This is a genomic window from Paenibacillus sp. FJAT-27812 (assembly GCF_001273905.1).
In the GTDB taxonomy this organism is placed as follows: domain Bacteria; phylum Bacillota; class Bacilli; order Paenibacillales; family Paenibacillaceae; genus Pristimantibacillus.
In genome coordinates this window covers 3,784,989-3,808,105 of the sequence record NZ_LIGH01000001.1, presented here as the reverse complement: position 1 = coordinate 3,808,105, position 23,117 = coordinate 3,784,989, and the positions used below count along the sequence as shown (strand labels likewise).

Genomic DNA, 23,117 nt, shown 5'->3' with positions numbered 1-23,117 from the left:
TATGATTCCGCTCACGCCAACCAAAGAGCTGTCAGCGCTAGAAAGCTCCGCGGCATTATCGCAAACAGAAAGCATAAGCCGCCTATTGAATACCTATCTTCGCGAGACTGATCAGCATATACCAACATACAGCAATCCTGAACGGCCCGACCTCACCTTGATCGTCTCGCTCCCGCAATTGCAGCAGACAATATACGGTAACTTGCTGCATTTATCAGACGGCGGGCATCACGTTTACGGCGACGTTTTTTATACCGAAGAAAACGGGCAATGGCAGGAGCTAACCGCAAAAAAACTCATCACGCTGCTGCTCGATGAAGTTTCTTATGCAGAGCCAGAACCAGTCTCTCGGCAATTGAAGAAGCAAGAGCTGGAGGAGCAGCTCCTAAACAGCACGCGGCGTATGGAGAGTTACTTTCGCTATGCTGCTGATCAACCCGCTGCGCCGCTTGATTTCCGTACTTGCGAGCAGTCTTTGCTAAGCGGGCACCCTTTTCACCCTACGCCAAAGAGCTTAGAGGGATTCACCGCGGTGGATGCACAAACGTATTCACCGGAGTACGGCGCCGCTTTCTCCCTTCATGGCTTTGCTGTAGCGCTGGAATATGTGGTGGAGGACTGGCTGCAAACAAGTGGTACTCAGGTTGACTGGATTCCGAAGGAAATGTTAGCGGCTGCAAAAAACAAGCTTTCGGACGATTACGAGCGCTATGCTCTTATACCTTGTCATCCCTGGCAGGCGAAATATTTGCTATCGCTTGAGCGGGTGAAAGAAATGATCCAAAACAACACCCTTGTAGATTTGGGGCTTACTGGCCCGCTCGTTTATCCGACCTCATCGGTTCGAACCGTATGGGATCCGGGTCAAAGCTGCTTTTACAAGCTTTCGCTTCATATCCGGATTACCAACTTCGTTCGGGAAAATACCTATGAGCAGCTGCTGCGCACGCTTGATGCCGCGAAAGTAGTCAATGAGGTCAGATCGGCTTACACGAATGAGCAGTTCAAGATTTTGCTGGAGGAAGGATATCGTACGATTGGTATGCCGGGAGAGGAAAAATCGGGGGACGAGGAAATCCGGTCAGGCTTTTCTATGATTTTGCGGGAAGCGCCAGAGGCCTGCAATGATTCAGATCGGGCGCCTTATGTGATCGCTTCTTTGCTGGAGGTGCCTCCCGGACATAACGAGCCTATTTTGTTCCGGGCATCACGTGATGGGATGGCTGCCGGACAACTAATCTGGAACGAATGGCTGAGACAATATCTCCAAATTTCCATGAAGCCTATTTTGCATCTATTCGCGGAGAAGGGAATCAGTCTGGAAGCCCATGTCCAAAATTCGATGGTAAGTCTGTTTAATGGAATGCCGGCTGTTTTTTATGTGAGAGATCTCGAAGGCATCAGCGTGAACAGCGATTTTGCGAGGCGTGAGGGCTGGATCGGCAAACTAGTAACGGCAAATAGCCCCGTCCTTTATTCCGAATCAGAATCACGCCATCGGTTAAAATATTATTTTTTCGTCAACCATCTTTGCCACCTGATTCAGCGGCTGGCGGTATATTCGGGTCAGGAGGAGCGGCCCTTCTGGCTTGTTGTAAATGAAACGCTGGAGCAAATGAAGCTGGACTCGGGCAATCTTTATTTGTCGAATGTTATCGATGATTTGTTAAGCAGCGACACGCTTCCTGCAAAAGCGAATCTGCTCAGCCGGTTTCTTAAGCGGGGAGAAACGCCTCTGTATGTAAACATCCCTAATCCGATCAAATTGTAATCAAAAAAAAGATCTCCTGATTACGGCATTAACCGTAGTAGGAGATCTTTTTGATTAACTAATAAGCGATATCAAGCTTTTAAATTCCAGCTCTTCAAACTTCAGCAGCACGCTTTCGCGTTTATACGCCCAGCAGCAGCCGTCAAGCTCAGCCGATACCGGCACATCGCAGCGAATGGTTGCCAAATCGCGTGATAGATGCAGCATATCCAGATCCGCTTCGATTTTTACCCGTATCGTTTTGGACACGGCCTCTAAATTAGCAAGCAAACCATCGATGGAACCATGCTCCAAAATAAGCTTATGAGCCGTTTTCTCGCCAATGCCTTTAACCCCCGGGTAATTGTCCGCTGTGTCGCCCATTAGGCCTTTGATGTCGATAATTTGAACCGGCGTGAGCTGGCGTTCCTCCATCAGCGTCTCCGGCGTATACACCATATAGTTGCCGATCCCCTTCTTCATAATGGCAACCGAAACCCGGTCGTCCACCAGCTGAAGCATATCATGGTCACCCGTAACGACAAAAATTTGCGCTTGATCCTTAAGCGCGGCAGCGAGCGTACCGATACAGTCATCTGCCTCGTAACCCGCAATGCCGATATTCGGCACATCGAAGCTGGTGACAACCTCTTTCACAAGGTCGAACTGCGGCACCAAATCCTCTGGCGCTGCCGGACGATTCGATTTGTAGCCGTCATATTGCTCCGTACGGAAAGTGGTGCTGCCCATATCCCAGCAGCAAGCGACATGCGTTGGATTAAACGTATTGATGGCATCCATAAAGTATCGAACAAAGCCATGTACAGCATTTACGGGTACGCCTGTGCTCGTCTTGCGCACGCTGCCTCCGAACGAAGTAGCGAAATAAGCCCGAAACAAAATCGCCATACCGTCTACCAACAGCAAACGTTGTTCACTCATTAACTAAAACCCCTTTCTAGCATTTCGACTTTCATTGTTACTTGTATTCCCCGCGTATGAACTTTCCAATACGTTTGGCTGCTTCCTGCAATCTTTCTTCGCTTTCTACAAGCGCAATCCGCACATAACCCTCGCCTTCAGAGCCGAAAGCCTCGCCCGGAACGACGACTACTCCACTCGCCTTAAGCATTTCCTGGGAAATTCGCCTTGAATTCCATGGCTCGTCCAATGTCCACTCCATCGGAGGAAGCTTCGCCCATACAAACATCGTAGCCTTCGGAGCAATTACATCCCAGCCTTCGACTCGAAGCGCTTCAAGAAATGTATTCCTCCGCTGCTCGTAAAGCTTGCCGGCCTTAGGCAGCTCCGCGTTTGAAATCGCCTCTTGCAGCGCAACGATGCCTGCCTCCTGAATAGGATCAAATACGCCATAGTCAATATTCGCCTTCAGCTCGCGAAGAGCGCCAACCGCCGTCTTATTGCCAGCCAAAAAACCGATCCTGCAGCCTGCCATATTAAAGCTTTTGGATAAGGAATGAAACTCGACGGCTTGATCGATTGCGCCCGGCACCTCGAGAATACTTGGCGGCTCGCAGCCGTCAAATCCCATTTCGGAATACGCCAAGTCATGTACGACCAATACGCCATGTCGGCGTGCCTTCCCCAGAAGCCGCTTAAAAAACGCTAAGTCCGCTACAGTCGATATCGGATTATTAGGATAATTCAGTAAAATAAAAGTTGCTCGATCCCAATCCGCGTCTGGAATAGCGTCTAAGTCAGGCATAAAACCGTTCTCTTCCCTAAGCGGCATGAGCTTTGCTTCCACGCCCGCCAGCGCCAAAGATGCAGCGTATATGGGATAGCCGGGATCAGGCATCAGCGCCATGTCGCCCGGATCGCAAAGCGCCATGGCAAGATGCGCCAGCCCATCCTGCGAACCGAGCAGCGTTACGATCTCGCTCGCTGCATCCAGTTCTACCTGAAAGCGATGCTTCATCCAAGCTGCGGCGTGCTGCCGAAAGGGCAGTCCGCTTCTCGTCGCGGGATAGGCATACATATCGGAGCGCAGCGCCGCTTCGCTAAGCGCTTGTCGCACAGCAGGCGACGGCGGCTGATCCGGGCTGCCGATGCCAAGATCAATAATATCGAGACCGCTTTCCACCGCTGCCAGCTTCCAGGCTGCTACTTCAGCGAAGATGGAAGAGCCAAGCTGCGAGAGCCTGTCTGATCTCCATTTGGTTTGCGACATAAGTCCAATCACCCTTTTTTAGTTGTTCCAAGCTTCATTATATTGCTCTTCCTTATAGCCGACCGTTGCCTTCTTGCCATCGGTTACTATGGGACGCTTGATCAGCATGCCATTCGATGCCAGAAGCGCATATTTCTCATCCTCGGACATGCCCGCCAGCTTGTCCTTCAAGCCAAGCTCTCTATATACATCACCTGACGTATTGAAAAACTTCTTCAGCTCTAAGCCGCTTCTCGCAACGAGCACCTTCAGTTCTTCTGCAGTAGGCGTGTCTTCCACAATATCACGGGATACAACGTCATTGCCTTTGCTCTTGAGCGATTTAACCGCTGCCTTGCAGGTGCTGCATTTTGGATATTGAATAATCGTTAATTGATTTTGTTCCACCATACCATGAAATCCTCCATTATGCTTATGCCATTTCTTGTTTATTCGGACAGCGCCTGCTCCAATTGCTCAAGCTCCGGCGGCAAAGCCGCCTGCCATTCCATCCATTGCTTCGTAAGCGGATGAGTAAATCCAAGTATCTCGGCATGCAGCGCTTGGCGGCCGGCCACCGTCTCCCATGCCTCTACAGCACCTTGCTCCGGTCCATACATTTTATCCCCGATTAACGGACATCCGATATGCTTCATATGCACGCGGATTTGATGCGTCCGCCCCGTTTCCAGCTTCAAACGCACCGCAGCTGCTTGCATGTTTCCCCCTGCGGACTCAAAGCTCGAAATGGTCTCATAATGGGTAACCGACGGATAACCTTCCGGCGTTACAATTCGGATATGAGGCTGGGCTGGGTCCCGGTCAATCGGTTCATCCACCGTTCCCTCTGCCGGAACCGGGCTCGAATATACATAAGCGCGATACAGCTTTAGAAAACCGTTCGCCTGCATCTGCTCTGACAGCTGCTGATGCACGTAGGATGTTTTGGCGACCGCGACTAGGCCTGATGTTTCTTCATCCAGCCGGTGAACGGGCCGAAACCGTACCCGCTCCCCTTTCTGCTGCCAGTGATAGACGACGCCGTTAGCTAATGTACCGGTGTAATGTCCATGCGTCGGGTGGACGATCATGCCTGCCGGCTTGTTAAGGATAAGAAGATCGTCATCCTCAAACACAATTTGAAGCGGGATGGGCTGCGGCAAAATATCCTCCGATATTTCCCGCTCCATCCGAACGCGTATAATATCACCGGCGGCAACGGGAGCAGTCGTATAGGCGCGGACCTCGTTAACGGTAAGCCCATGCTCTGTCAGCTTTACCTGCGACAGCAGCTTGCGCGATACGCCAAGCTGCCGCTCGAGTACCGTCCGAACCGTCTTGCCATGCTCCGCCTCCGAAACGATCGCCACGAGTGGCGAATAATAGAGCGCCTCCAATGTTTCCGTCATTTTTTTGGCTTCCGAAACACTTCCGCGCTTCTTGCATATTCGGTATCCGGCACGCCTAGCTTCGCATTCGCAACTCTAGCGGCAGCGAAGAAAAAGTCAGACAGACGGTTTAGATAGGCTTGCACGTCAGCATTAATCGCATGCTCGGCAGCGAGCGTAACGACGCGGCGTTCCGCGCGGCGGCAAACCGTTCTGCATACATGGAGCAGCGCGGATACCGAGCTTCCCCCCGGCAAAATAAATCTCGTAATTTCCGGCGCCTCCGCAATATACTGATCGATCCAGCCTTCCAAGCGCTCGGCTGGCTCCGCGGTTATTTTCAAAGGAGCTCCCTCTACGGCGTACGCAAGGTCAGATCCGCAGTCAAACAGCTCTTGCTGGATTTCGATGAGCCATTCAGCCATTTCCGCCAGCTCTTCATGCTTAGCGGCATCCGCGGCAGCTTGCCCGACGAAGCAATTTAATTCGTCAATTGTCCCATACGCCTCAACGCGTATGTCATCCTTCCGAACACGCCCGCCTATCAAGGATGTCTGGCCGCTGTCTCCGGTTCTCGTATATAATTTCATCTTCCTTTTGGCCCCCTCTATTTGTCAGATGCTCTTAATCATGCAAACAGCAGGCCGGATGCGCTCCTGACCTGCTGTTCATTAAAGTGAAGTAATTGGCGCCAGATTAGCCTTGCTGCTTCAAGCGATGGACAAAGTTGCCGATTCGATCTAGCGCTTCAGTCAGATTCGTAACGGAAGTGGCGTATGAGCATCGGAGATGCCCTTCGCCTCCAAGGCCAAATACATCGCCCGGCACTGCCGCAACATTCGCTTCATCAAGCAGCCGCTGCGCGAATTGCTCACTCGTGAGCCCCGTCGACACGATCGACGGGAAAGCATAAAACGCTCCCTGCGGCTCATGGCAATCGAGACCGATATCCCGGAATCCCTTCACGACGAGGCGGCGCCGCTGATTATATGCTTCGACCATCCGGTTCTTCTCTTCTAGTCCGTGCTGAAGCGCTTCGAGCGCAGCATATTGTGCCATAATCGGCGCGCACATGACGGTGTATTGATGAATTTTCAGCATAGCTGCAATCAGATCAGGATGCCCGCAAGCATACCCCATCCGCCAGCCGGTCATCGCGAATGCTTTCGAGAAGCCGCTGACGAGAATGGTCCGATCCTTCATGCCCGGCATCGCCGCGAAGCTCACATGCTTCTCGCCATAAGACAGCTCTGCGTAAATTTCATCAGAGATGACAATGAGATCATTTTCTTCCACTAGCTTCGTAATAGGCAGCCAATCCTCATAGCTCATCGTACCGCCGGTCGGATTGCTTGGATAACATAATATAAGTACTTTAGACCGTGGCGTAATAACCGCTTGTAGAGACTCCGCCTTCAGCTTAAAAGCATCCTTCGCATAGGTTTCGATGCCCACCGGCTTGCCGCCGGTAAGCGCCGTAATCGGCGAATAGGATATATAACAAGGCTCAGGAATCAATATCTCATCCCCTGGCGCAATCAAAGCCCGAAGCGCAAGATCGATCGCTTCGCTTCCGCCGACCGTCACCAAAATTTCATTCGCGGGATTATACTCCACGGCAAATGAATCGTTCAAATATTGCCCGATCGCTTCGCGCAGCTCAGGCATACCCGCGTTAGAGGTATACTGCGTTTTGCCCATTTCAAGCGCGTAGACCGCAGCTTCCCGAACATGCCATGGCGTAACGAAGTCGGGCTCGCCTACTCCAAGAGTAATAACATCCTTGCGCGTGCTGACCAAATCAAAAAACCGACGGATTCCCGACGGTTTAATGCCCCGAACGAGCGGGGACAAATAATCAGCCATCGATTGATGCTGCAAAGGTGCGGAGGGTTGTTTTTCGTCCTCTTTAATCATTGCCATCACCCTCTTCTCACGGCGAAACCATCAACCGATGATCACCTTCATGCTCCTCGAAGATAATGCCGTCTTGTTTGTATTTTTTCAAAATAAAAAATGTTTTAGTCGATAATACCGCATCGATCGGCGATAAGGTGTTGGATACGAAAGAGGCAACCTCTTTCAGGTTTTTGCCTTCAACCTCAACCAAAAGATCGTAAGCCCCTGACATTAAGTAAACGGATTTTACCTCTGGATATAAATAAATGCGCTCGGCGATTCCTTCGAATCCGCGACCGCGCTCGGGTGTAATTTGTACCTCGATAAGTGCTGTTACCTTCTCGTCATCTATCTTGCTCCAGTTCACGACTGTTGCATACTTTACGATAATGTGGTCTTTCTCAAGATCCGCTATCGCCTGCTTTACTTCATCTGTCGGTACAGCAAGCATCGTTGCGATCAGCTCTGCATCCCGTCGCGCGTCTTCCTGCAGCAGTTCGAGCACTTTCAATTGTAATTCGGTCATTGTATAACTCCTTCCAGTACGACTGCGATTATAAAGAATATTTTACAACTTTTTTGAATCCCGTGCAATCAAAGCGTGAAAGGCAAATCATCCAAATCCCTTATAAAAAAAAGACCCCGAAGGGTCTTTTACGCGTGTTTACATGTAATATTGTTGATTGCTTTGCTGATGCTGGCCGGATTGCTGATGCGCATTCGGCGAATACATCGATTGTGTTTGCTGCTGACCTAGCGTTTGCTGCAAAAACTGGCTCGTCTTTTGTTTCGTTTGCTGGTATTCCTTCATTTGCTTATCAAGCTCCTGACGAAGCGCAGGCGATGAAGTATTGTACATATTCGCTTGCTGCATCGCTTGGAACAGCTGGCCTTGAAGCGCCAAGGTGCTGTCCGTTAATTTCGTGAACAATTGACGAATATCCGGACAAGTCGACTCCGTTGCCGCAGTCGCATACTCACGCACAACTCTTTTTAAATCGCTTAAAATCGTGCCTGCCAAATCTTCCTCAGTCAAAATCGATTGCTTTTGTTGTTGCTGGTACATAACGATTTCCCTCCTATACTTTTTTTCAAGCTCCTAATTGCTTTTATTGCTGCGGCTGGGTTGGAGCCAATTGCTGATGGTGCGAGATAGCGTGCAGTAAAGAATCATAATGCTGCTGGTGGGTATGCAGCATTTGTGAGCATAGGTTCGTAATCCCCGGTGTAGTTCCCGTAGCGATTACCGCTGCACACTGTTTAATTAATAAATCTTCGTTGGACATTGAATCTGCGATGTACTCAAGCTCTTTCGCCGTGATTGGCTGCAACATAGGTCTTCCTCCTCTTAAACTAGGTTCGTAAGCACATGCCATTCCATTTTTTTCGTGCCAAACGTATTATGAGCTAATTTTCCTTTATTTATGTGCCGTCTTCATCTAAACCAAAATTTCCGGAATGAGTGACATTAAATTTTACCACTATGTTTATCTGCTCCGGCTTCGGCAGCCATTCTTTGCCCTTGCATTCTTTTTTCCAAAAGGCATAGTGGTATCGATACAAGTTATGCTCGAGCCGGAACAAATCCATGCCCTTAGTCAGTCCCTTGCGGTACGTACTCTCTAACTGCTGCTTTACCTTCGCTTCAATAGACGCGACAATCTCGTCCTCATTCATGTTCTTTAATACTTCAGCAACAGCGCCAGACATCTTAACCTTTAGAACAAAATTCGGCGAATTCCCTTTGAAGCTCGTCTGAATACTGCTTTTTGAGCTGCTTATGTTAACAGCCGCGCTTCCATGCTCGCTTTCGGCCTTCAGTATAAAATGTTTGAATTCTGGATTGATCCAGCGCAAGCCGGAAGCCTCTTCTTCCGAGAGATAACCTAAATACTTAAGCTCCTTGAATACAAATACTCCCTCAATCATCTGAATTTGCAGCGGCAGCTTTTTCCTTGTCCATTGATTTTCATTGGCTGTCAGAGCAGCGAACGTCGTTACCATCGCTGGCTCCTTCAACGTTTGTACGGCAACCTGCAAGGAGGAAGGACGAATAAAGCTCCTTTGGCCTTCAAGAGGCTGAGGCATATACATGATACTGTTTAAAGGAGATTGGTCATAAAAGGTATCCGTCGTAAAAATCTTTTCGATCGTGTCCTTCGTCCCATAAATGAGCGACGTATACCGCGATGCCCGCTGACGATTCAAGCCGTCCATAATGTCATCTATCTTTTCGAGCGCTCTGGCTTGTATAACCACCGTTTTTAAATGCTCCAAGCTTAAAATCGATTGGCCGGATCTCGTGAGATTATTCAACGCTAGCAAAATAGAATCACCTGTTCCTCTGCCGATCCATACTGGATTTGGATCCGGCTGCAGCGATTCCGTCTTCGCGATGAGACCAAACTTTATCGTTTGCCCGTAGATTTCATATTTCCCATCCTTAAAGTCGATGCCAAGAGCCGAAATATAGCTAACATCCTGTAGATTGATTTCATCCCAGCAGCCTTGAAGCAGCAAGGTGCTGATTAGCAAACTAATCAAGGCAGCACTTTTTTTCCAAAGCTTAACCCGCCGGGATTGCGCAGCAGCATGCTTCATTTGTTCCTCCTATCGCTTCTAAGCTTCCACGGCATCTGCATAAGCGCCGGTATCAACTGCTTGAAGCGAAGCGGTGCAAGCGGCTCTAAGTAAGGGCGCCCGAATGATTCTAATTGACACATGTAAATGAGAACGGCAAGCGTCCCGACAAAAAATCCAAAGATGCCTAGTATGGAGGATAAAATAAGAACCAGGTAGCGAATGACGCTTACCGAGCCGCTTAATGACTGATTAACCAGCGTAAACGTAGACACCGCTGTAACCGCAGCAATGACGAGCATCGTAGGTGAAGTCAAGCCCGCACGGATAGCGGCGTCCCCTACAATTAATCCTCCCACAACCGAAACCGTTTGCCCGACTGCCCTTGGGAGCCTTACGCCCGCTTCTCGGAAGAGCTCGAACATCGTTAGCATGATAAACATCTCCATCGTAGCCGAAAGGGGCAGCCCAATTCGCGATATCGTTACGGTGGCGAGCAGCGTGAACGGAATTTGATCCGTATTAAAAGCGGACAGCGAAATCCAAAGCCCCGGCAAGCAAATAGACATCACAAGCCCGATCAGCCTCAGAATCCTCTCCAGCGATACATAGTAATAAGGCAAATGCGCATCCTCAGGCGATTTGATCAGCAGCAATAGATTGCCTGGAGCAATAATGGCTGCCGGGGAATCATCCATTAGAATCGCCACCTTTCCTTGCAGCAGCGACTGAACGACATAATCAGGCCGACCGACATATTCAACAAGCGGTAATAAAGATAAGCGGCGGTCCGATAACAGCTCTTCCAACTGACTTCCGCCAATCAATGCAGGAACCTCAATATTATCGAGGCGCCTTTTTGCTTCCGCTACGAGCTCAGGCTTCGCTATCCCTTCCATGTAAATAAGGGCAACCTCCGTCATCGATTCTTTGCCGATTCTTTGGTATTGGATATGCATATCCGGCGTTCTTAACCGCTTGCGGACCAAAGCCACATTCATTGAAAGCTGCTCGACAAACCCATCGCGCGGTCCACGGATCGAGACTTCCATCGTTGACTCATCCGGCGCCCTTCCGGGCTCGCTGCTTATATTAAATTCGAACAGACCTTTAATTTTCTCAAAGGATAAAATAACGCTGCCCGCAAACAATCTGGCATATAGATTGCTGCCATTATGTCCGCATCTCAATCTGCTGAATAACATGCTTGGCTTATGCTCTTCGCCTTCTATGACCGGAAAGGTGCGCAGCTGTTCCGCCCATTTCTCTAATAACGGCAGTAAACCTAGCTGCATTTGTTGATTGTCAATCAACCCTTCGCAATAAAACATAATGACTTCCACCGGGCCATGAATATCAAGCGTAATCTTGTATTCAATGACATCATGACAATCCTTCACATGGTTTCTAAGCTGCTCTAATGGCATGTCCCCCCAGTCATTTTCATCATGCTGCCCGTTCTCAACCCAATCGTTATGATTCATGGCTGCTCTGCCTCCTCGGAGCCGATAATTGCTGATCGATTGTTATTGCCTTGCTTTTTCTGGAACAGCGACACGATCCAAATGATACTGGTAAGCACCATTATGGCTACGCCTGTATACAAAAAGAATTTTTCCAAAATAACTTTAAACTCAAGCATATGGTTGATGCCAAAATAGGAAACGACTAAAATGATCACGCCTAGTATTGCCGGTGAGATCCATCTTTTTTTCGCATGGCGAAAAGGTCCGAACTCAGACAAAATATGAATGCACAGGGATAGGCGAATAAGCGCCCCCGACATCCATTGGAAGATCGCAAAAAAATCAACATGCTCAAAATATTTTCCTATTGAAACAAGCCGCCATTGCGAAAATGCTGGGTAACGCATCTTATCGGCTTCAACGGGCCCAAACTCTGAGATCGAACCCATTACAGGGCCTAGCGTTAACATGGATAAGAACACAACAAGAAATAAGAAGGGCCAGCGCTTGAACTTCCCGCTTACATGATGCTGGATGAACATAAACACAAACAGCTCTGTGGACGATGTTAGCGTATATAATAGGCCTTTTATAATGGACCACGGCGAATTCTCAAACATCGGCAGCAGATAATGGTAATCCTTGTGCGGCATATTCGCAGACATGACGAAATCACCTAGCAACACAACAATCGGCAGCAGTATGCAGCTTACATAGGCAATGGTGCGCAGGCCCGAGATGGAGGCGTACAAGCAAAGCGCCAAAAAAACGACGCATACCACAATCGACGGGGTATTCGGCAAATACGTTGTTGCAGTCCACGAGACCGTCATAATAAGCGTTTCAAAGGCAATTAACAATTGCACAAGCAAGAAAACGCCCATCATGATCCATGCCAAAAAATTCGGCATAATTTCCTTTAACCACTGATCGACCGGCTTGCCCTTCAATCGTTTCAATATGCCTAGCTGGGGGATTAGTGCCCAGGGCAGCACGACAACAAGTCCCATAAGCACGCTTATCCAAGCATCACGCTTAGCTGAATCAAACAATAACGGGATGACAAGGACGTGATTTACAAGCCCCACTGACAAAACGACCATCATAATCGAAGGCAATATACCAAATGGTTTCACTTTCATTTACCAATCACTTCCTTCCCCCTTAATGTTTCCAGATTCATCTATCTCATGCATCTGCTACTCTTTTTTTCGACATTATTTACAAAAAAAAAACTATGCTCATGCCATAGATAGGCAGAGAGCACAGCTTGATTAAATTAGGGGATATGCACGGTTTTCACATGGTCAAAGTGTAAAAAAACAGCGTTTCCGCTTGCATTTGCAAGCTCGATCATGCTTTGATCAACGCTTTTTAACACACCGATCTTGTTCGAATTTTCGCCTAAATCAAGCACGACGAATTCACCGACTAGTTTGCGCAGCTGTTGATCGAGGGTTCTTGCTAGTGTAATCGGGGAGGGTCTGAGCGGGAACTGCTCCGGCGTTAACGTATAAGGCGTTACGTTTGGATTATAGGGGATCAAATATTTCATATGGTGGAGAGATACAATAACCGTATGATAGACAGGCGAATAGAAAACAAAAAAATCATTCATAATCGTAGTCAGATAGCCGTGGATGGACTGATTCCCTGTTATATAAATCTCGGAGAACATGCCCTTGGCGTTCATTAGTATTTTGCGATAGGAGATTGGCTCATTGTAGGGCTCAAAGGGCAATTCAGGTATATCAACCTTTTCTTCTTCTTCTCTCGTCGAAACACGAAGCTGCTGTAGGTGGATAAGCGGTATATACAAAAATTGAGTTCCGTTGTGCAGCACTAAAATATCTTGGCCGAACTCGATCAACTTCCCTCGAATCGGTGCCACCTTCCCTGAAATCTCCAATTCAACCTGCCGGTCCAGCAGCGGATGACGGTTTTTCATGCGATCAACCTCCTTTCATCCGGGTAGATAGTGGAACCAGGCAAAGGTCAAGACCTTTGCCTGGCAAATCGGCAGACTTACTTCACGGAACGGCGAGCTGTTTTTACGGATGCTGCATTGGCACGATTTCTGCCGCCGCTGCGGTTGCCTTGCGTTCTGTTGTTGTTGCCGTTTCTGTTGCCGCTTCTGTTACCGCTTCTATTGCCGCTTTTATTTTTGTTGTCGTTTTTGTTGTCGTTTTTGTTGTCGTTTTTGTTGTTGTTTTTGTTGCCGCCGGATTTATTGCCTGTGCCAGCTGATTTAATTGTTTTAATATGATCGTTCTGGATTTGAATGGCTTGATTACCGGATACCAACAGGATTGATTCATTGCCAGCTTGTGCGATAAAGCCTTCTACTTTCTCAGGGCCGCCCCAGTTGATTTGCACGAATTGTTGATTGAATGCACGAATAACTCCGTTGAAGTTGTTCGCATTGATCACTTGTTGGTTGCGACGTCCGCTTCTGTTAATTCCGCCGCTAGCATTGCCGCCGCTTTTGCCACCGCTTTTGCCACCCATTTCCGTAATACTTTTAACGTGACTGGAAGCGACATAAACGACACCTTGGTTAGTACCTAATACAAGATAATCACTTCTTACTGCAATAAGCTTGCCTTCAAGCGAATCCGGGCCGCCGCGATTGATTTTCACATTTTTACCGACTAAGCTTTGTACAAAATTCTGATTATTATTACCGCTTCTGTTGCTCTTGTTGCTTTTGTGACAATTGTTTTCACCAGCGAATTGGCCGGCAACGAAATGATGGTTACAGCAATGATTCATAAAAAAATCCCTCCGATAATTCATAATTAGTAGTTTCAAGATTTGAATCTTTTCAAAACCGACGTATTGACCTTGTCACCAGCATCATGTTTGTGCGGCTTCTCATCCCCTCCAAACCTTCATTCATAGCATCTATCATGAGATACGTTATGTAATATATTTATATGTATACCGTGTACCAGTGGTACTAGATTACTATCTATTTATTAAAGATTGAGCACGTAACCGTTACCTATACTAGTTTCCTGTCATAGATTATATTATCTTCATCTTAGGAGGAATTAGATTTGGCCAAAAATAAGAAGAGCAAGCAAAAGCAAAAAGTGAGAGCAATTCAAAGCGATGCGAATTTATCAGACGGCAACCGAATGATAAATGAACGCACGAGCGGCAATCGTTCGGAAGGGCTTCTCTCTGATGGCAATCGTACCGTAGGTAATCGTACCGTAGGTAATCGTACCGAAGGCAGTCTAACAGGCGGTAACCGAACAAACGGCAATCGCACGGAAGGCAGCAGGCCCGGCAGTAATAGCGTTACCGATGGAAACCGCAGCAATCGCGACGTCCCGTTCTTTCGATTTGAAGAAGGCGTCGTCCCGGCGAGCTTTGTTTGGGAAATCAACATTTAACAAATAACAGTGACCATCTGGGCAGCAACCGAATAAGTTAAATAAGATCAAAAGCCTATCGTTTATCGGTAGGCTTTATCTTTTGCCTCGGGAGATGGTTAGATGGCTACTGAAACCTTGCCTGCTCGCACCATACGCATAAATGTTTCTGATCTTCAAGAGATAAAGAGCAACGCTTGGGGGCGAGACTTCAAGCCTGCGGAGCTGGAGATGGACGGACAAACCTTTAAAGCGGAATTTGGGCTGCGGGGCGGACATACGCGCAATTACTCGAAAAAATCATATGAAGTGCGGTTGGAAGGCGGCAAAACGCTGCATTGGAACGCCGAATATGACGATCCCTCCATGATGCGCAACGCGCTTTCGTTTTATTTTTTTAATAAAATCGGCGTTCCATCACCTGAAACAAACCACTTCTGGCTCATCATTAATGGCGTTCCGGAGGGCGTTTATTTGGAAATCGAAGCGGTCGATCGGCTTTTTTTCGAGAAAAGAGGCATCGGCTACCGCTCGCTCCTATACGCAGTCAACGATAGCGCTGATTTCAGCTTAACCGATCCGATCTCTAAAGATAAGAAGCCTTCACTGTTCGATGGTTATGAATTAATGAAAGGGAAGAAAGGGACGAAGAGCAGACTCGTATCCTTCGTGCGCAATTTGAATCGAATGTCGGGGAAAAATCTCGGTGTCCACACGGCTAAGCGGCTAGACGTAAACCAATATTTAAAGTGGCTGGCAGGTGCCGTCCTTACTGGAAATTATGATGGCTTTGATCAAAACTATGCGCTGTATGAGCATCTCTCTAGCAGGAAGTATCGCGTAATTCCATGGGACTATGAGGGTACTTGGGGCAGAAATTGTTATGGGAAGCCTTGCGGCAGCGATCTCGTACGATTGCAGGGGTATAACAAGCTGACCGAAAAGCTCTTTACGTTCCCGGCTTGTCGCCGTAAATACCGATCCATCGTAAAAAAACTGCTGCAAAACGATTTCACAGTCGAGCAGCTTGAGCCCGTAATTTCGCAGATGCATGTCGAATTATCCCCTGCCATCCGCAGCGATTATACGAGAAAGGCCAGCTACGACACGTTTCTGTCGGAGCCAGCCTTCATCCATAACTACATTCAAGAAAGAAGAGAAATATTGCATCAATCGCTGCGGGAGTGGCATTAAAATCCCCCCGTGCGCATCTCAAAAAATATCCATGCTCATGTAACGCTCACCGGTATCCGGCGCGATGCAAAGAACGCGTTTGCCAGCGCCGAGCCGTTTTGCGATTTGCATGGCTGCCCATACCGATGCGCCGGATGACGGACCAAGCAGCAGACCTTCCTTCGTCGCCAGCTCTCTCATCGTGGTTAACGCATGCTCGTCGGATACTTGAATAATTTCATCATATATGGAGGTATTAAGAATAGCCGGAACAAAACCAGGGCTCGTACCGACCAGCTTATGCGGGCCAGGCTGGCCGCCGGACAAGACAGGCGAGCCTTGTGGTTCTACTACGGCTACGTACAAATCCGGAAGCCATTCCTTTAAACGCTCGCCAGTTCCGGTTATCGTTCCGCCGGTGCCTGCCGTTGCAACGAAGGCGTCCAGCTTGCCGCCCGTTTGCTCCATAATTTCTAATGCAGTCGTCATTCTATGAATATGCGGATTAGCCTGATTTTCAAACTGATTCGGAATATAGCTGCCTGGGCGCTGCAATTGAAGCTCTTCTGCTTTGCGGATTGCTCCCGGCATTCGCTCCGCAGCAGGGGTCAGCACGACCTCTGCTCCGTAAGCTTGCAGCAGCTTTATTCGCTCTGCCGTCATATTGTCCGGCATAACCAAAATCATTTTATAACCTCTTGCTGCTGCATTCATGGCAAGCCCAATGCCCGTATTACCGCTTGTTGGCTCAATAATGGTATCTCCGGGCTTGATCAGTCCGCGCTGCTCCGCGTCATTAATCAGCGAGAAAGCGGCTCGATCCTTGACGCTGCCGCTTGGATTAAACCGCTCCAGCTTGACGCATACTTCGGCGCTGCCCTCCTCCGGAATGCGATTTAGCCGAACAACCGGCGTATTTCCGATTAATTCTGTAATATCCGATACGATTCTAGGCATTCCTTGTTCTCCTTATCCTTTTGTTTCTGCAAGCCGCTGCTCCTCCAAGAACGGCTTCATAAACCACCAGCCCGCTATGGGAACGACGCCAACGGCAAACAGCAGCCACGTAATCGCAATAGCCGAATGGTTCAGCGGCAGTACAATTAAGTACGACGTTAAGCCGATAACCCTGCCGGTGACGAGTCCTGCCTCGCGGAGCACGATAAATTCCTCCCGCTCCCGCGCGCTTTCCTCGGATTGTCCGATGAGATCAAATACTCTGGAGGTCATCGGTATAATATAAAGCGGCATAAATAGGGACGTGCCAATGCCAAACATCAGCAGCGTAGCGTAAGATACTTTCCAAAATAGCGGCAAAATAACGACCGCAATCATAATGGCGCCAATGAGCATCGCCAGCTTGCGATTGCTTTTTTTAAGCATTTTGCCAACGATCCAAAAGCTAATTAAAGCTACAAGGGACGTGATTAGCGAATAGGTGCCCAGCTTGCTTTCGTTTTGGGTGGCCACGTATACCGTTAAGCCAACCAAAAACATAAATACGCCCTCGCGCACCCCTTGAGCCGCTATTGCGGGCAGCATCCTGCGCCAAGGATTCCCTTTTTGCATCAGCTGCTGCACGCCATGTTTCCAATTGTAGATGCCTTGGACTTTCCGTTTTTTTAACCAGAAGCTGAGCACGACGCTTGCCGAAAATATAACGAGCGAGATGGTGAAAATAAGCCGGTAGCCCTTCTCTCCCTGCATCGACGTAATAAGCAGCCCCGATACCCATGGCGCAACGATGCCCGCTGCCGAGCCGAGCAAACCTGCCCAGCCGTTAAAACGGTCCCGGTTATCCGGGTCTGTCACTTCGAAATAGACAACGTTAAATGCGATCCAAAAAAAGCCCATCGCCATCCCGTTCAAAATGCCGAGCGGTATGTAATAAGCTTTCGCTTGTTGGCCAAGCAGCAGTACGGTGCAGTAAAAGACGCCGGACAAAATAATGCCTGCCCGCAGGCTATTCATTTTGTTATGCTCTTTCACCCACTTGCCTGCGACCCAAAACGTCAGTCCGCTCATGACATATTGGCCCAGCGTGAACCAGCCAATTAGCATATACGATTGGCTTGCTTTCCATAGGTATACCGGAACAAATGTCCCAGATAGCGCATTAGCCACACCATAAAGCGCCTGAACAATAAGTAAAAGAGCAGCTTGTCCATTCAAAGGGTTTGCCGATGTTTTAGCCAAAACGATTCCTCCTGCCTCAGGGCAGATCATGGCTTCCCATGTCCAACCCTTCACAAATCAGAATTTCGTTTTGTAAGGTTCCCTCTTTGACAGCTGCCCATGCGTTTTCTATTCCATGCAGAATATTACTCTTCCGGCGTTAACCGCTTGATCATTTGCTCTCGATCGCTAAGGCTTAGCATCGAGGAAGTGTGGTAGCAAGCGGGACAGACGTACAAACTAAGCTTGAATGGTGTCGTTAATACAGGACCGCCAAGCGATGGCGCAATTCGTGATTCGAAATTTTGATCCCCAACCATCTGCACGCCAGCCTCCACCATATACGAACGGCAAACCGGGCATTCCGGCACCTCGTCTTGATCATCAAGCACACGCTGGATGGTTTCTTCTACCGCAAACCGCGCGCTGTCAGCACTGCGGTAGCCATCACCCTGCTCCAGCCAGCGCTTGTGATTCGGATCATCCGAATCGTCTTCTTCCTCTTCCTCAGCCGCCTCATCCTCTGACCATTCATCCTGCTCGAATGCGCCATTTTGCTTAGCGGCTCTGCGTGCATCATTAATTTTCAGCGCTTGAACTGACCGTTCATGCTCATCTTCCTCGACCTCATCCTCATCATAACCAAGCTCAATCGTCCGATAAGCGCTTAGCTCATTATCGCAATGCGGGCAATGCGACTCCGGTCCAATCTCTTCATCCCATACAATTTCCGTTAAACACCACGGACAGATCAAATGCTCTTCCATCGTTTGACTTCCTCTCTAATGGTTCATTACATAAACGACGCCAAATGCAAAAAACAAAATAGCGGCAACGACTAAAACTCTCCATAAATATTTCAAAATATATTCCTCCGTTATATAATGACCGTTGCTCCGATGACGTAGGAAAGAGATACGGAAATAATCATCGCGATAAGGCCTACCGCGCGGTTATCGCGGGCGATCTCATCGTCAATCCGGAATACAGGCGTTAAAAACTCGAATAAAAAGTAAGCGGCCATCAATATGACAAATCCGAATGCGCCCCAAATAAGGCTTTGATACACCGAATCATTAGACTCAATCGAGAAGCGGAAAATATTGCATATGCCAAAAATTTTACCGCTAGTCGCCATTGCAACGGCTAGGTTCCCCTTCTTGATCTCACTCCAGCATTTATATCTGGTAACAAGCTCAAAGCAAGACAAAAACACGATGAGAGACAGCACCGTAACCGAAACATAAACAAGCGAAGCTGCGTATGGATTGCTTAGCAGGTTATCAACTTCATTACTCAATCAAAGCTCCCCTCCCCCATCAGGCCTTCCTTATGTGCTTTATTTCAACTCAGCAACGGTAACGCCTACGCCGCCCTCGCCGTAGTTGCCTAGACGATAGCTCTTGACATGGCTATGCCTGCGCAAATATTGCTGTATGCCTGTTCGAAGAACGCCTGTGCCTTTACCGTGTATGATCGCCACTTGAGCAAGACCAGACAAGAAAGCCTCGTCAAGGAAGCGGTCAACCTCAAGAATCGCCTCTTCCAGATTCTCCCCGCGCAGGTCAAGCTCCATTTTGAAGTTGTCATCTTTCGAACGCTTTAAGCTGGCCGCAAGCTTCGGCTGCTGCACTTTTGTCGCTCCATTTGATTTAAGCAGCTCCAAATCATCCAGCGCGACCTTCATTTTCATTATGCCAAGCTGCACGGTAGCATCAGAACCATGAACCTCTACGACAGTGCCCTTTTGATTCAAGCTGTATACCGTTACTTCATCGCCAGCTTCGATCTTCGCTGGCTTCGCAGAAGTTTTTGAACCACCGCGCTTCGTTTTTTGCTGCTCAGGAGCCGCTTCATCCAGCTTGCGGCGTGCTTCGATGAGCTTATGCTCCTTAACTGAGGCTCCTTCTTCCATCGCAAGTTTCCGCAGGTCGGCGATAATTTGCTCCGCCTCCCGCTTTGCCTTCGCAACGGCTTCGCGCGCTTCTTCCTGCGCTTTAAGCATCAGCTTTTCCTTCTGTTCCTCAAACCGCAAACGTTCCGCTTCATGGCGGGCTCTAAGCGTCTCCATCTCGCGGCGGAGCGACTCCGCAGTCTGGCGTTCGGTTTCAGCGCCGAGACGATTTTCCTCGAGCGAGGCAATCATATTTTCTACCCTTTGGTCCTCTTCGCTAACTTCGCCTCTTGCATGCTCGATAATCGAACGGGCAAGACCAAGGCGCTCAGCGATGGCAAAGGCGTTGCTTCGTCCTGGAACACCCACTAGCAGCCGGTAAGTCGGGCTTAATGTCGCGACATCGAACTCCATGCTCGCATTAATAACACCCTTGCGATTATAAGCATATGCCTTTAGCTCGCTGTAATGCGTAGTAGCTACAATTCGGCTGTCCATTGCATGCACATGCTCCAATATCGCAATAGCCAGCGCCGAGCCTTCTGCCGGATCCGTTCCCGCGCCAAGCTCATCGAGCAGCACTAAGCTTTTCGACGTCATCGAGCTCAATATGCGAATAATGTTTTTGAGATGGCTGGAAAATGTACTAAGGCTTTGTTCTATACTTTGCTCATCGCCGATGTCGGCATAGATCGCGTCAAACACGCAAAGCTGGCTTCCATCCTCAGCCGGTACAAATAAGCCCGACATCGCCATTAGGCTGAGCAATCCGATCGTTTTTAAAGAAACCGTCTTGCCGCCTGTGTTCGGTCCTGTTACGATTATGGCGGTATATTGATTGCCGAGCTCCACATCAATAGGCACAACTTGCTCCGGCGCAATGAGCGGATGACGGCCGCGCTTCAGCTTTAGGAAGCCGCGGTCGTTCATGCGCGGCAGCGTCGCCTTCATGCTATGAGCAAGGCGCGCCTTGGCATAAGCAAAGTCGATTTGGCCAAGCAAATCCAAGTTGAAAATAAGATCTTCCACATAGTCCGATGTGAGCGCGGTGAGCTTCTGCAATATTTTCTCGATTTCCCGCAGCTCGCCCGCCTTCAGCTCACGAAGCTTGTTATTCATGGCGACGATAGCTTCCGGCTCAATGAACAGCGTTGCGCCAGATCCCGATTGGTCATGCACAATCCCGCCAAAGTGAGAGCGGTATTCCTGCTTAACGGGGATAACGTACCGGTCGTTGCGCAGCGTAACGATAGAATCCTGCAGCATTTTTTGTACCGTTGAAGAACGGATCATTTGATCCATCTTCTCACGTATACGCGATTCCCCGTTCCGAAGTTCCCGCCTAATGGAGCCTAAAGCTGCGCTGGCGCTGTCCATCACCTCTGCCTGATCGTCGATGCATTCAAAAATCGCATCCTCAAGCTGCTTATGCTCGCTAATTTGATCCGCGACCTCATGCAGCATCGGAATCGGATTATCTTCATGCAATAGGCTGATATGCTTTTTCACACGGCGGCCGCCTCGTGCAGTTGCCGCTATATCAAGCAGCTCCGCCGGATTAAGCGTACCGCCGATACGGGCACGATGAAGCGGTGCCGAAATATCGACAACGCCGCCAAACGGCGCGCTTCCCTTAAGACGGTCAGCCGTATAAGCTTCATCGGTCGCCTGCAAAATCCGCTTAACCGCTTCCAAGTCGGATACGGGCTGAAGCGACTCCGCTGCTGCTTTGCCAAGCGATGTTGCCGCATGCTGTGATAATCTATGTATGATTTTGGGATATTCAAGTGTCTTCAAAATTTTAGTGTCCAACAAATAACACTCCTCTCGCCTTCCTATTATAGCCGAACCGGGACTTTCGTGCACGGGCTGAACCGTGGTTTCATACATAAATGATGCTCAATTGGTCACAATATAAACGAAAGAGCTGTTTTTCGACGTAACTTTTGCATTGTACCACCGAGGTAAGTGCTTCTGATTTGGTTTAATGCGGCCTCTAGCCGCAAAAAAGAAAAGAAATTGCATGCACTGCAGTTTCAATTCGCAAAACTTTAGGAGGGTATCTCAATGACATTTTTGGGCCATGTTGTTCGGTTTATTGTAGCCGCGCTAGTGCTTATGCTTGTCGGGTTCATCGTTCCTCAGTTTAGCGTTGGCGGGTTTTGGAGCGCATTCTTCCTCGCTCTTGTCATCGCTGCGCTCGGCTGGATCATTGAAGGCATCTTTGGCAAAAGAGTTACACCTTTCGGACGCGGTATCGTCGGCTTTATCGCCAGCGCAGCCGTCATCTGGATCGCTCAATTTATCGTCGGAGGCGTATCCGTAACGCTGCTCGGCGCCATACTGGCCGCGCTCGTAATTGGGATTATCGATCTGTTCATCCCAGTCAGCACGCCATATGAAGCTGGCAGACGAAGCCACGACTAGCTGAAAACCTCTAAATCCGGCCGTACAAACGCACAAGCCTTTGATTGCCATGCAACGGCGGTCAAGGGCTTGTGCGCTTATACGGCATTCCATTTTGATAGCGGATCTATATATTGACTTTTCACACGTTCTTCATGAGTTTGTCATATCACTGTCACTGCATTCAATGCCAAGTTGGAGTACAATGGATAAAGCAAACCGAAATGAAAAAGCTGGACAATCGAAAGGGGAAGCTATACAAATGAAAAAATGGCTGCTATTTGCAAGCGCAATGTGTCTTGTATTCGTTATCGCCGCATGCGGCGCGAGCAACACCAAAGAAGAGAATAAGGAAGCAAACACCACTGTCGCAGACAGCGGCGCAGCATCGTCCGACCTTGTAATAACAGCATCTAACTGGAAGTTCGACCAGAAGGAATATAAAATCAAAGCTGGCGAAACCGTTAATCTTAAGCTGGATTCCATAGACGGCATGCACAGCGCGCTTATCAAAAAAACCGACTATGAGATTAAAACAGGCAAAAGCGTTGCAGTAAACATCAGCGAGCCGGGTACTTATGAAATGGTGTGCAATATTCCTTGCGGCGCAGGCCACAGAGAAATGAAAACGACGTTAGTCGTTGAGTAAATAATAGTTGCAAAATAAAGGCTGCTCCGTTGGTTTACACAAACCTTCGGAGCAGCTTTTTTTTGTTTTTCCGGTCTATTTTTATAAGCAGCTCTGTCTTTTTTTCCATTCGCTTATATAATCATTACTTTGGGATTAACAAAAAAACTCTAATCGCTCAGCCTCTTCCACTGCCGCCCAGCCTCTG

At 48.7% G+C, this 23,117-nt stretch carries 24 protein-coding genes; 5 read left to right on the top strand and 19 right to left on the bottom strand.

Annotated elements, in window-relative coordinates:
• Position 1: 1 nt before the first annotated feature.
• On the top strand, positions 2–1,771 hold the full coding sequence (locus ADU23_RS16075) for an IucA/IucC family protein (RefSeq protein ID WP_053374654.1): 1,770 nt from the start codon (positions 2–4) through the stop codon (positions 1,769–1,771).
• 54 nt (positions 1,772–1,825) lie between these two features.
• Here the strand turns inward: ADU23_RS16075 and ADU23_RS16070 are convergent, their stop codons facing one another.
• The 14 genes from ADU23_RS16070 to ADU23_RS16005 form a co-directional block, all read right to left on the bottom strand.
• Positions 1,826–2,692 carry a 5'-3' exonuclease gene (locus ADU23_RS16070; protein ID WP_053374653.1) on the bottom strand — a complete coding sequence of 289 codons (867 nt, stop codon included), beginning with the start codon at positions 2,690–2,692 and terminating at the stop codon, positions 1,826–1,828.
• A gap of 37 nt (positions 2,693–2,729) precedes the next feature.
• The gene (locus ADU23_RS16065; RefSeq protein ID WP_053374652.1) at positions 2,730–3,941 is read right to left on the bottom strand and encodes an aminotransferase class I/II-fold pyridoxal phosphate-dependent enzyme; all 1,212 of its coding nucleotides are present in this window, start codon (positions 3,939–3,941) and stop codon (positions 2,730–2,732) included.
• Positions 3,942–3,959: 18 nt separating this feature from the next.
• Positions 3,960–4,331: an arsenate reductase family protein gene (locus ADU23_RS16060; protein ID WP_053374651.1), complete on the bottom strand. Its 372-nt coding sequence runs from the start codon at positions 4,329–4,331 to the stop codon at positions 3,960–3,962.
• Positions 4,332–4,369: 38 nt separating this feature from the next.
• The gene (locus tag ADU23_RS16055) at positions 4,370–5,329 is read right to left on the bottom strand and encodes an RluA family pseudouridine synthase (RefSeq protein ID WP_053374650.1); all 960 of its coding nucleotides are present in this window, start codon (positions 5,327–5,329) and stop codon (positions 4,370–4,372) included.
• On the bottom strand, positions 5,326–5,898 hold the full coding sequence (locus ADU23_RS16050) for a cob(I)yrinic acid a,c-diamide adenosyltransferase (RefSeq protein WP_053374649.1): 573 nt from the start codon (positions 5,896–5,898) through the stop codon (positions 5,326–5,328). Before ADU23_RS16050 ends, ADU23_RS16055 begins: the two co-directional genes overlap by 4 nt.
• Before the next feature lie 106 nt (positions 5,899–6,004).
• Positions 6,005–7,225: an aminotransferase class I/II-fold pyridoxal phosphate-dependent enzyme gene (locus ADU23_RS16045; protein WP_053374648.1), complete on the bottom strand. Its 1,221-nt coding sequence runs from the start codon at positions 7,223–7,225 to the stop codon at positions 6,005–6,007.
• 16 nt (positions 7,226–7,241) lie between these two features.
• On the bottom strand, positions 7,242–7,733 hold the full coding sequence (locus ADU23_RS16040; protein ID WP_053374647.1) for an Lrp/AsnC family transcriptional regulator: 492 nt from the start codon (positions 7,731–7,733) through the stop codon (positions 7,242–7,244).
• Between the two features lie 138 nt (positions 7,734–7,871).
• Positions 7,872–8,273 (bottom strand): spore coat protein, encoded by a 402-nt coding sequence (locus ADU23_RS16035; protein ID WP_053374646.1) that lies wholly within the window; start codon positions 8,271–8,273, stop codon positions 7,872–7,874.
• Between the two features lie 43 nt (positions 8,274–8,316).
• A complete protein-coding gene (locus ADU23_RS16030; RefSeq protein WP_082198289.1) occupies positions 8,317–8,541 on the bottom strand; it encodes a hypothetical protein in 225 nt (74 codons plus the stop codon).
• An 88-nt stretch (positions 8,542–8,629) separates the two neighbouring features.
• Positions 8,630–9,808, bottom strand: a complete 1,179-nt coding sequence (locus ADU23_RS16025) for a Ger(x)C family spore germination protein (RefSeq protein WP_053374645.1) — start codon at positions 9,806–9,808, stop codon at positions 8,630–8,632.
• Entirely contained in the window at positions 9,805–11,271 is a 1,467-nt protein-coding gene (locus ADU23_RS16020; protein WP_053374644.1) for a spore germination protein, read from the bottom strand. Before ADU23_RS16020 ends, ADU23_RS16025 begins: the two co-directional genes overlap by 4 nt.
• The gene (locus ADU23_RS16015) at positions 11,268–12,395 is read right to left on the bottom strand and encodes a GerAB/ArcD/ProY family transporter (protein ID WP_053374643.1); all 1,128 of its coding nucleotides are present in this window, start codon (positions 12,393–12,395) and stop codon (positions 11,268–11,270) included. The genes ADU23_RS16020 and ADU23_RS16015 overlap by 4 nt, the downstream gene beginning before the upstream one ends.
• 137 nt (positions 12,396–12,532) lie before the next feature.
• A complete protein-coding gene (locus tag ADU23_RS16010; protein ID WP_053374642.1) occupies positions 12,533–13,201 on the bottom strand; it encodes a hypothetical protein in 669 nt (222 codons plus the stop codon).
• A gap of 77 nt (positions 13,202–13,278) precedes the next feature.
• Entirely contained in the window at positions 13,279–14,025 is a 747-nt protein-coding gene (locus ADU23_RS16005) for a DUF2642 domain-containing protein (protein WP_053374641.1), read from the bottom strand.
• Between the two features lie 287 nt (positions 14,026–14,312).
• Between ADU23_RS16005 and ADU23_RS16000 the strand changes: the two genes are divergently transcribed.
• Together ADU23_RS16000 and ADU23_RS15995 are read left to right on the top strand one after the other, a co-directional pair.
• Positions 14,313–14,654: a hypothetical protein gene (locus tag ADU23_RS16000; protein WP_053374640.1), complete on the top strand. Its 342-nt coding sequence runs from the start codon at positions 14,313–14,315 to the stop codon at positions 14,652–14,654.
• A gap of 102 nt (positions 14,655–14,756) precedes the next feature.
• Positions 14,757–15,827 (top strand): CotH kinase family protein, encoded by a 1,071-nt coding sequence (locus tag ADU23_RS15995; RefSeq protein ID WP_053374639.1) that lies wholly within the window; start codon positions 14,757–14,759, stop codon positions 15,825–15,827.
• Positions 15,828–15,845: 18 nt separating this feature from the next.
• Here ADU23_RS15995 and cysK read toward each other — a convergent pair whose 3' ends face one another.
• From cysK to ADU23_RS15970, 5 genes are all read right to left on the bottom strand, one after another.
• The gene (gene cysK / locus ADU23_RS15990; protein ID WP_053374638.1) at positions 15,846–16,763 is read right to left on the bottom strand and encodes a cysteine synthase A; all 918 of its coding nucleotides are present in this window, start codon (positions 16,761–16,763) and stop codon (positions 15,846–15,848) included.
• Between the two features lie 12 nt (positions 16,764–16,775).
• Positions 16,776–18,002 carry an MFS transporter gene (locus ADU23_RS15985; RefSeq protein ID WP_231637415.1) on the bottom strand — a complete coding sequence of 409 codons (1,227 nt, stop codon included), beginning with the start codon at positions 18,000–18,002 and terminating at the stop codon, positions 16,776–16,778.
• A gap of 125 nt (positions 18,003–18,127) precedes the next feature.
• Positions 18,128–18,748: a hypothetical protein gene (locus tag ADU23_RS15980; protein ID WP_053374637.1), complete on the bottom strand. Its 621-nt coding sequence runs from the start codon at positions 18,746–18,748 to the stop codon at positions 18,128–18,130.
• A 110-nt stretch (positions 18,749–18,858) separates the two neighbouring features.
• Positions 18,859–19,281 carry a DUF350 domain-containing protein gene (locus tag ADU23_RS15975; RefSeq protein ID WP_053374636.1) on the bottom strand — a complete coding sequence of 141 codons (423 nt, stop codon included), beginning with the start codon at positions 19,279–19,281 and terminating at the stop codon, positions 18,859–18,861.
• Positions 19,282–19,320: 39 nt separating this feature from the next.
• Positions 19,321–21,687 carry an endonuclease MutS2 gene (locus ADU23_RS15970; RefSeq protein ID WP_053374635.1) on the bottom strand — a complete coding sequence of 789 codons (2,367 nt, stop codon included), beginning with the start codon at positions 21,685–21,687 and terminating at the stop codon, positions 19,321–19,323.
• 255 nt (positions 21,688–21,942) lie between these two features.
• Here ADU23_RS15970 and ADU23_RS15965 point away from each other — a divergent pair, with 255 nt between their 5' ends.
• Both ADU23_RS15965 and ADU23_RS15960 read left to right on the top strand, forming a co-directional pair.
• Complete coding sequence (locus ADU23_RS15965) at positions 21,943–22,302, top strand: phage holin family protein (RefSeq protein WP_053374634.1); 360 nt, start codon at positions 21,943–21,945, stop codon at positions 22,300–22,302.
• A 241-nt stretch (positions 22,303–22,543) separates the two neighbouring features.
• On the top strand, positions 22,544–22,930 hold the full coding sequence (locus ADU23_RS15960; RefSeq protein WP_063846206.1) for a cupredoxin domain-containing protein: 387 nt from the start codon (positions 22,544–22,546) through the stop codon (positions 22,928–22,930).
• Positions 22,931–23,117 lie beyond the last annotated feature (187 nt).

Bases quoted from the DNA above. Each gene is read 5' to 3' on its own strand.
- ADU23_RS16015 (WP_053374643.1), bottom strand. From the start codon at position 12,395: ATGAAAGTGAAACCATTTGGTATATTGCCTTCGATTATGATGGTCGTT.
- ADU23_RS15995 (WP_053374639.1), top strand. From the start codon at position 14,757: ATGGCTACTGAAACCTTGCCTGCTCGCACCATACGCATAAATGTTTCT.
- ADU23_RS15965 (WP_053374634.1), top strand. From the start codon at position 21,943: ATGACATTTTTGGGCCATGTTGTTCGGTTTATTGTAGCCGCGCTAGTG.
- ADU23_RS16070 (WP_053374653.1), bottom strand. From the start codon at position 2,692: ATGAGTGAACAACGTTTGCTGTTGGTAGACGGTATGGCGATTTTGTTT.
- ADU23_RS16045 (WP_053374648.1), bottom strand. From the start codon at position 7,225: ATGATTAAAGAGGACGAAAAACAACCCTCCGCACCTTTGCAGCATCAA.
- ADU23_RS16020 (WP_053374644.1), bottom strand. From the start codon at position 11,271: ATGAATCATAACGATTGGGTTGAGAACGGGCAGCATGATGAAAATGAC.
- ADU23_RS15980 (WP_053374637.1), bottom strand. From the start codon at position 18,748: ATGGAAGAGCATTTGATCTGTCCGTGGTGTTTAACGGAAATTGTATGG.
- ADU23_RS16040 (WP_053374647.1), bottom strand. From the start codon at position 7,733: ATGACCGAATTACAATTGAAAGTGCTCGAACTGCTGCAGGAAGACGCG.
- ADU23_RS16005 (WP_053374641.1), bottom strand. From the start codon at position 14,025: ATGAATCATTGCTGTAACCATCATTTCGTTGCCGGCCAATTCGCTGGT.
- ADU23_RS16060 (WP_053374651.1), bottom strand. From the start codon at position 4,331: ATGGTGGAACAAAATCAATTAACGATTATTCAATATCCAAAATGCAGC.
- ADU23_RS16050 (WP_053374649.1), bottom strand. From the start codon at position 5,898: ATGAAATTATATACGAGAACCGGAGACAGCGGCCAGACATCCTTGATA.
- ADU23_RS16035 (WP_053374646.1), bottom strand. From the start codon at position 8,273: ATGTACCAGCAACAACAAAAGCAATCGATTTTGACTGAGGAAGATTTG.
- ADU23_RS16025 (WP_053374645.1), bottom strand. From the start codon at position 9,808: ATGAAGCATGCTGCTGCGCAATCCCGGCGGGTTAAGCTTTGGAAAAAA.
- ADU23_RS16055 (WP_053374650.1), bottom strand. From the start codon at position 5,329: ATGACGGAAACATTGGAGGCGCTCTATTATTCGCCACTCGTGGCGATC.
- ADU23_RS15960 (WP_063846206.1), top strand. From the start codon at position 22,544: ATGAAAAAATGGCTGCTATTTGCAAGCGCAATGTGTCTTGTATTCGTT.
- ADU23_RS16030 (WP_082198289.1), bottom strand. From the start codon at position 8,541: ATGTTGCAGCCAATCACGGCGAAAGAGCTTGAGTACATCGCAGATTCA.
- ADU23_RS16065 (WP_053374652.1), bottom strand. From the start codon at position 3,941: ATGTCGCAAACCAAATGGAGATCAGACAGGCTCTCGCAGCTTGGCTCT.
- cysK (WP_053374638.1), bottom strand. From the start codon at position 16,763: ATGCCTAGAATCGTATCGGATATTACAGAATTAATCGGAAATACGCCG.
- ADU23_RS16010 (WP_053374642.1), bottom strand. From the start codon at position 13,201: ATGAAAAACCGTCATCCGCTGCTGGACCGGCAGGTTGAATTGGAGATT.
- ADU23_RS16075 (WP_053374654.1), top strand. From the start codon at position 2: ATGATTCCGCTCACGCCAACCAAAGAGCTGTCAGCGCTAGAAAGCTCC.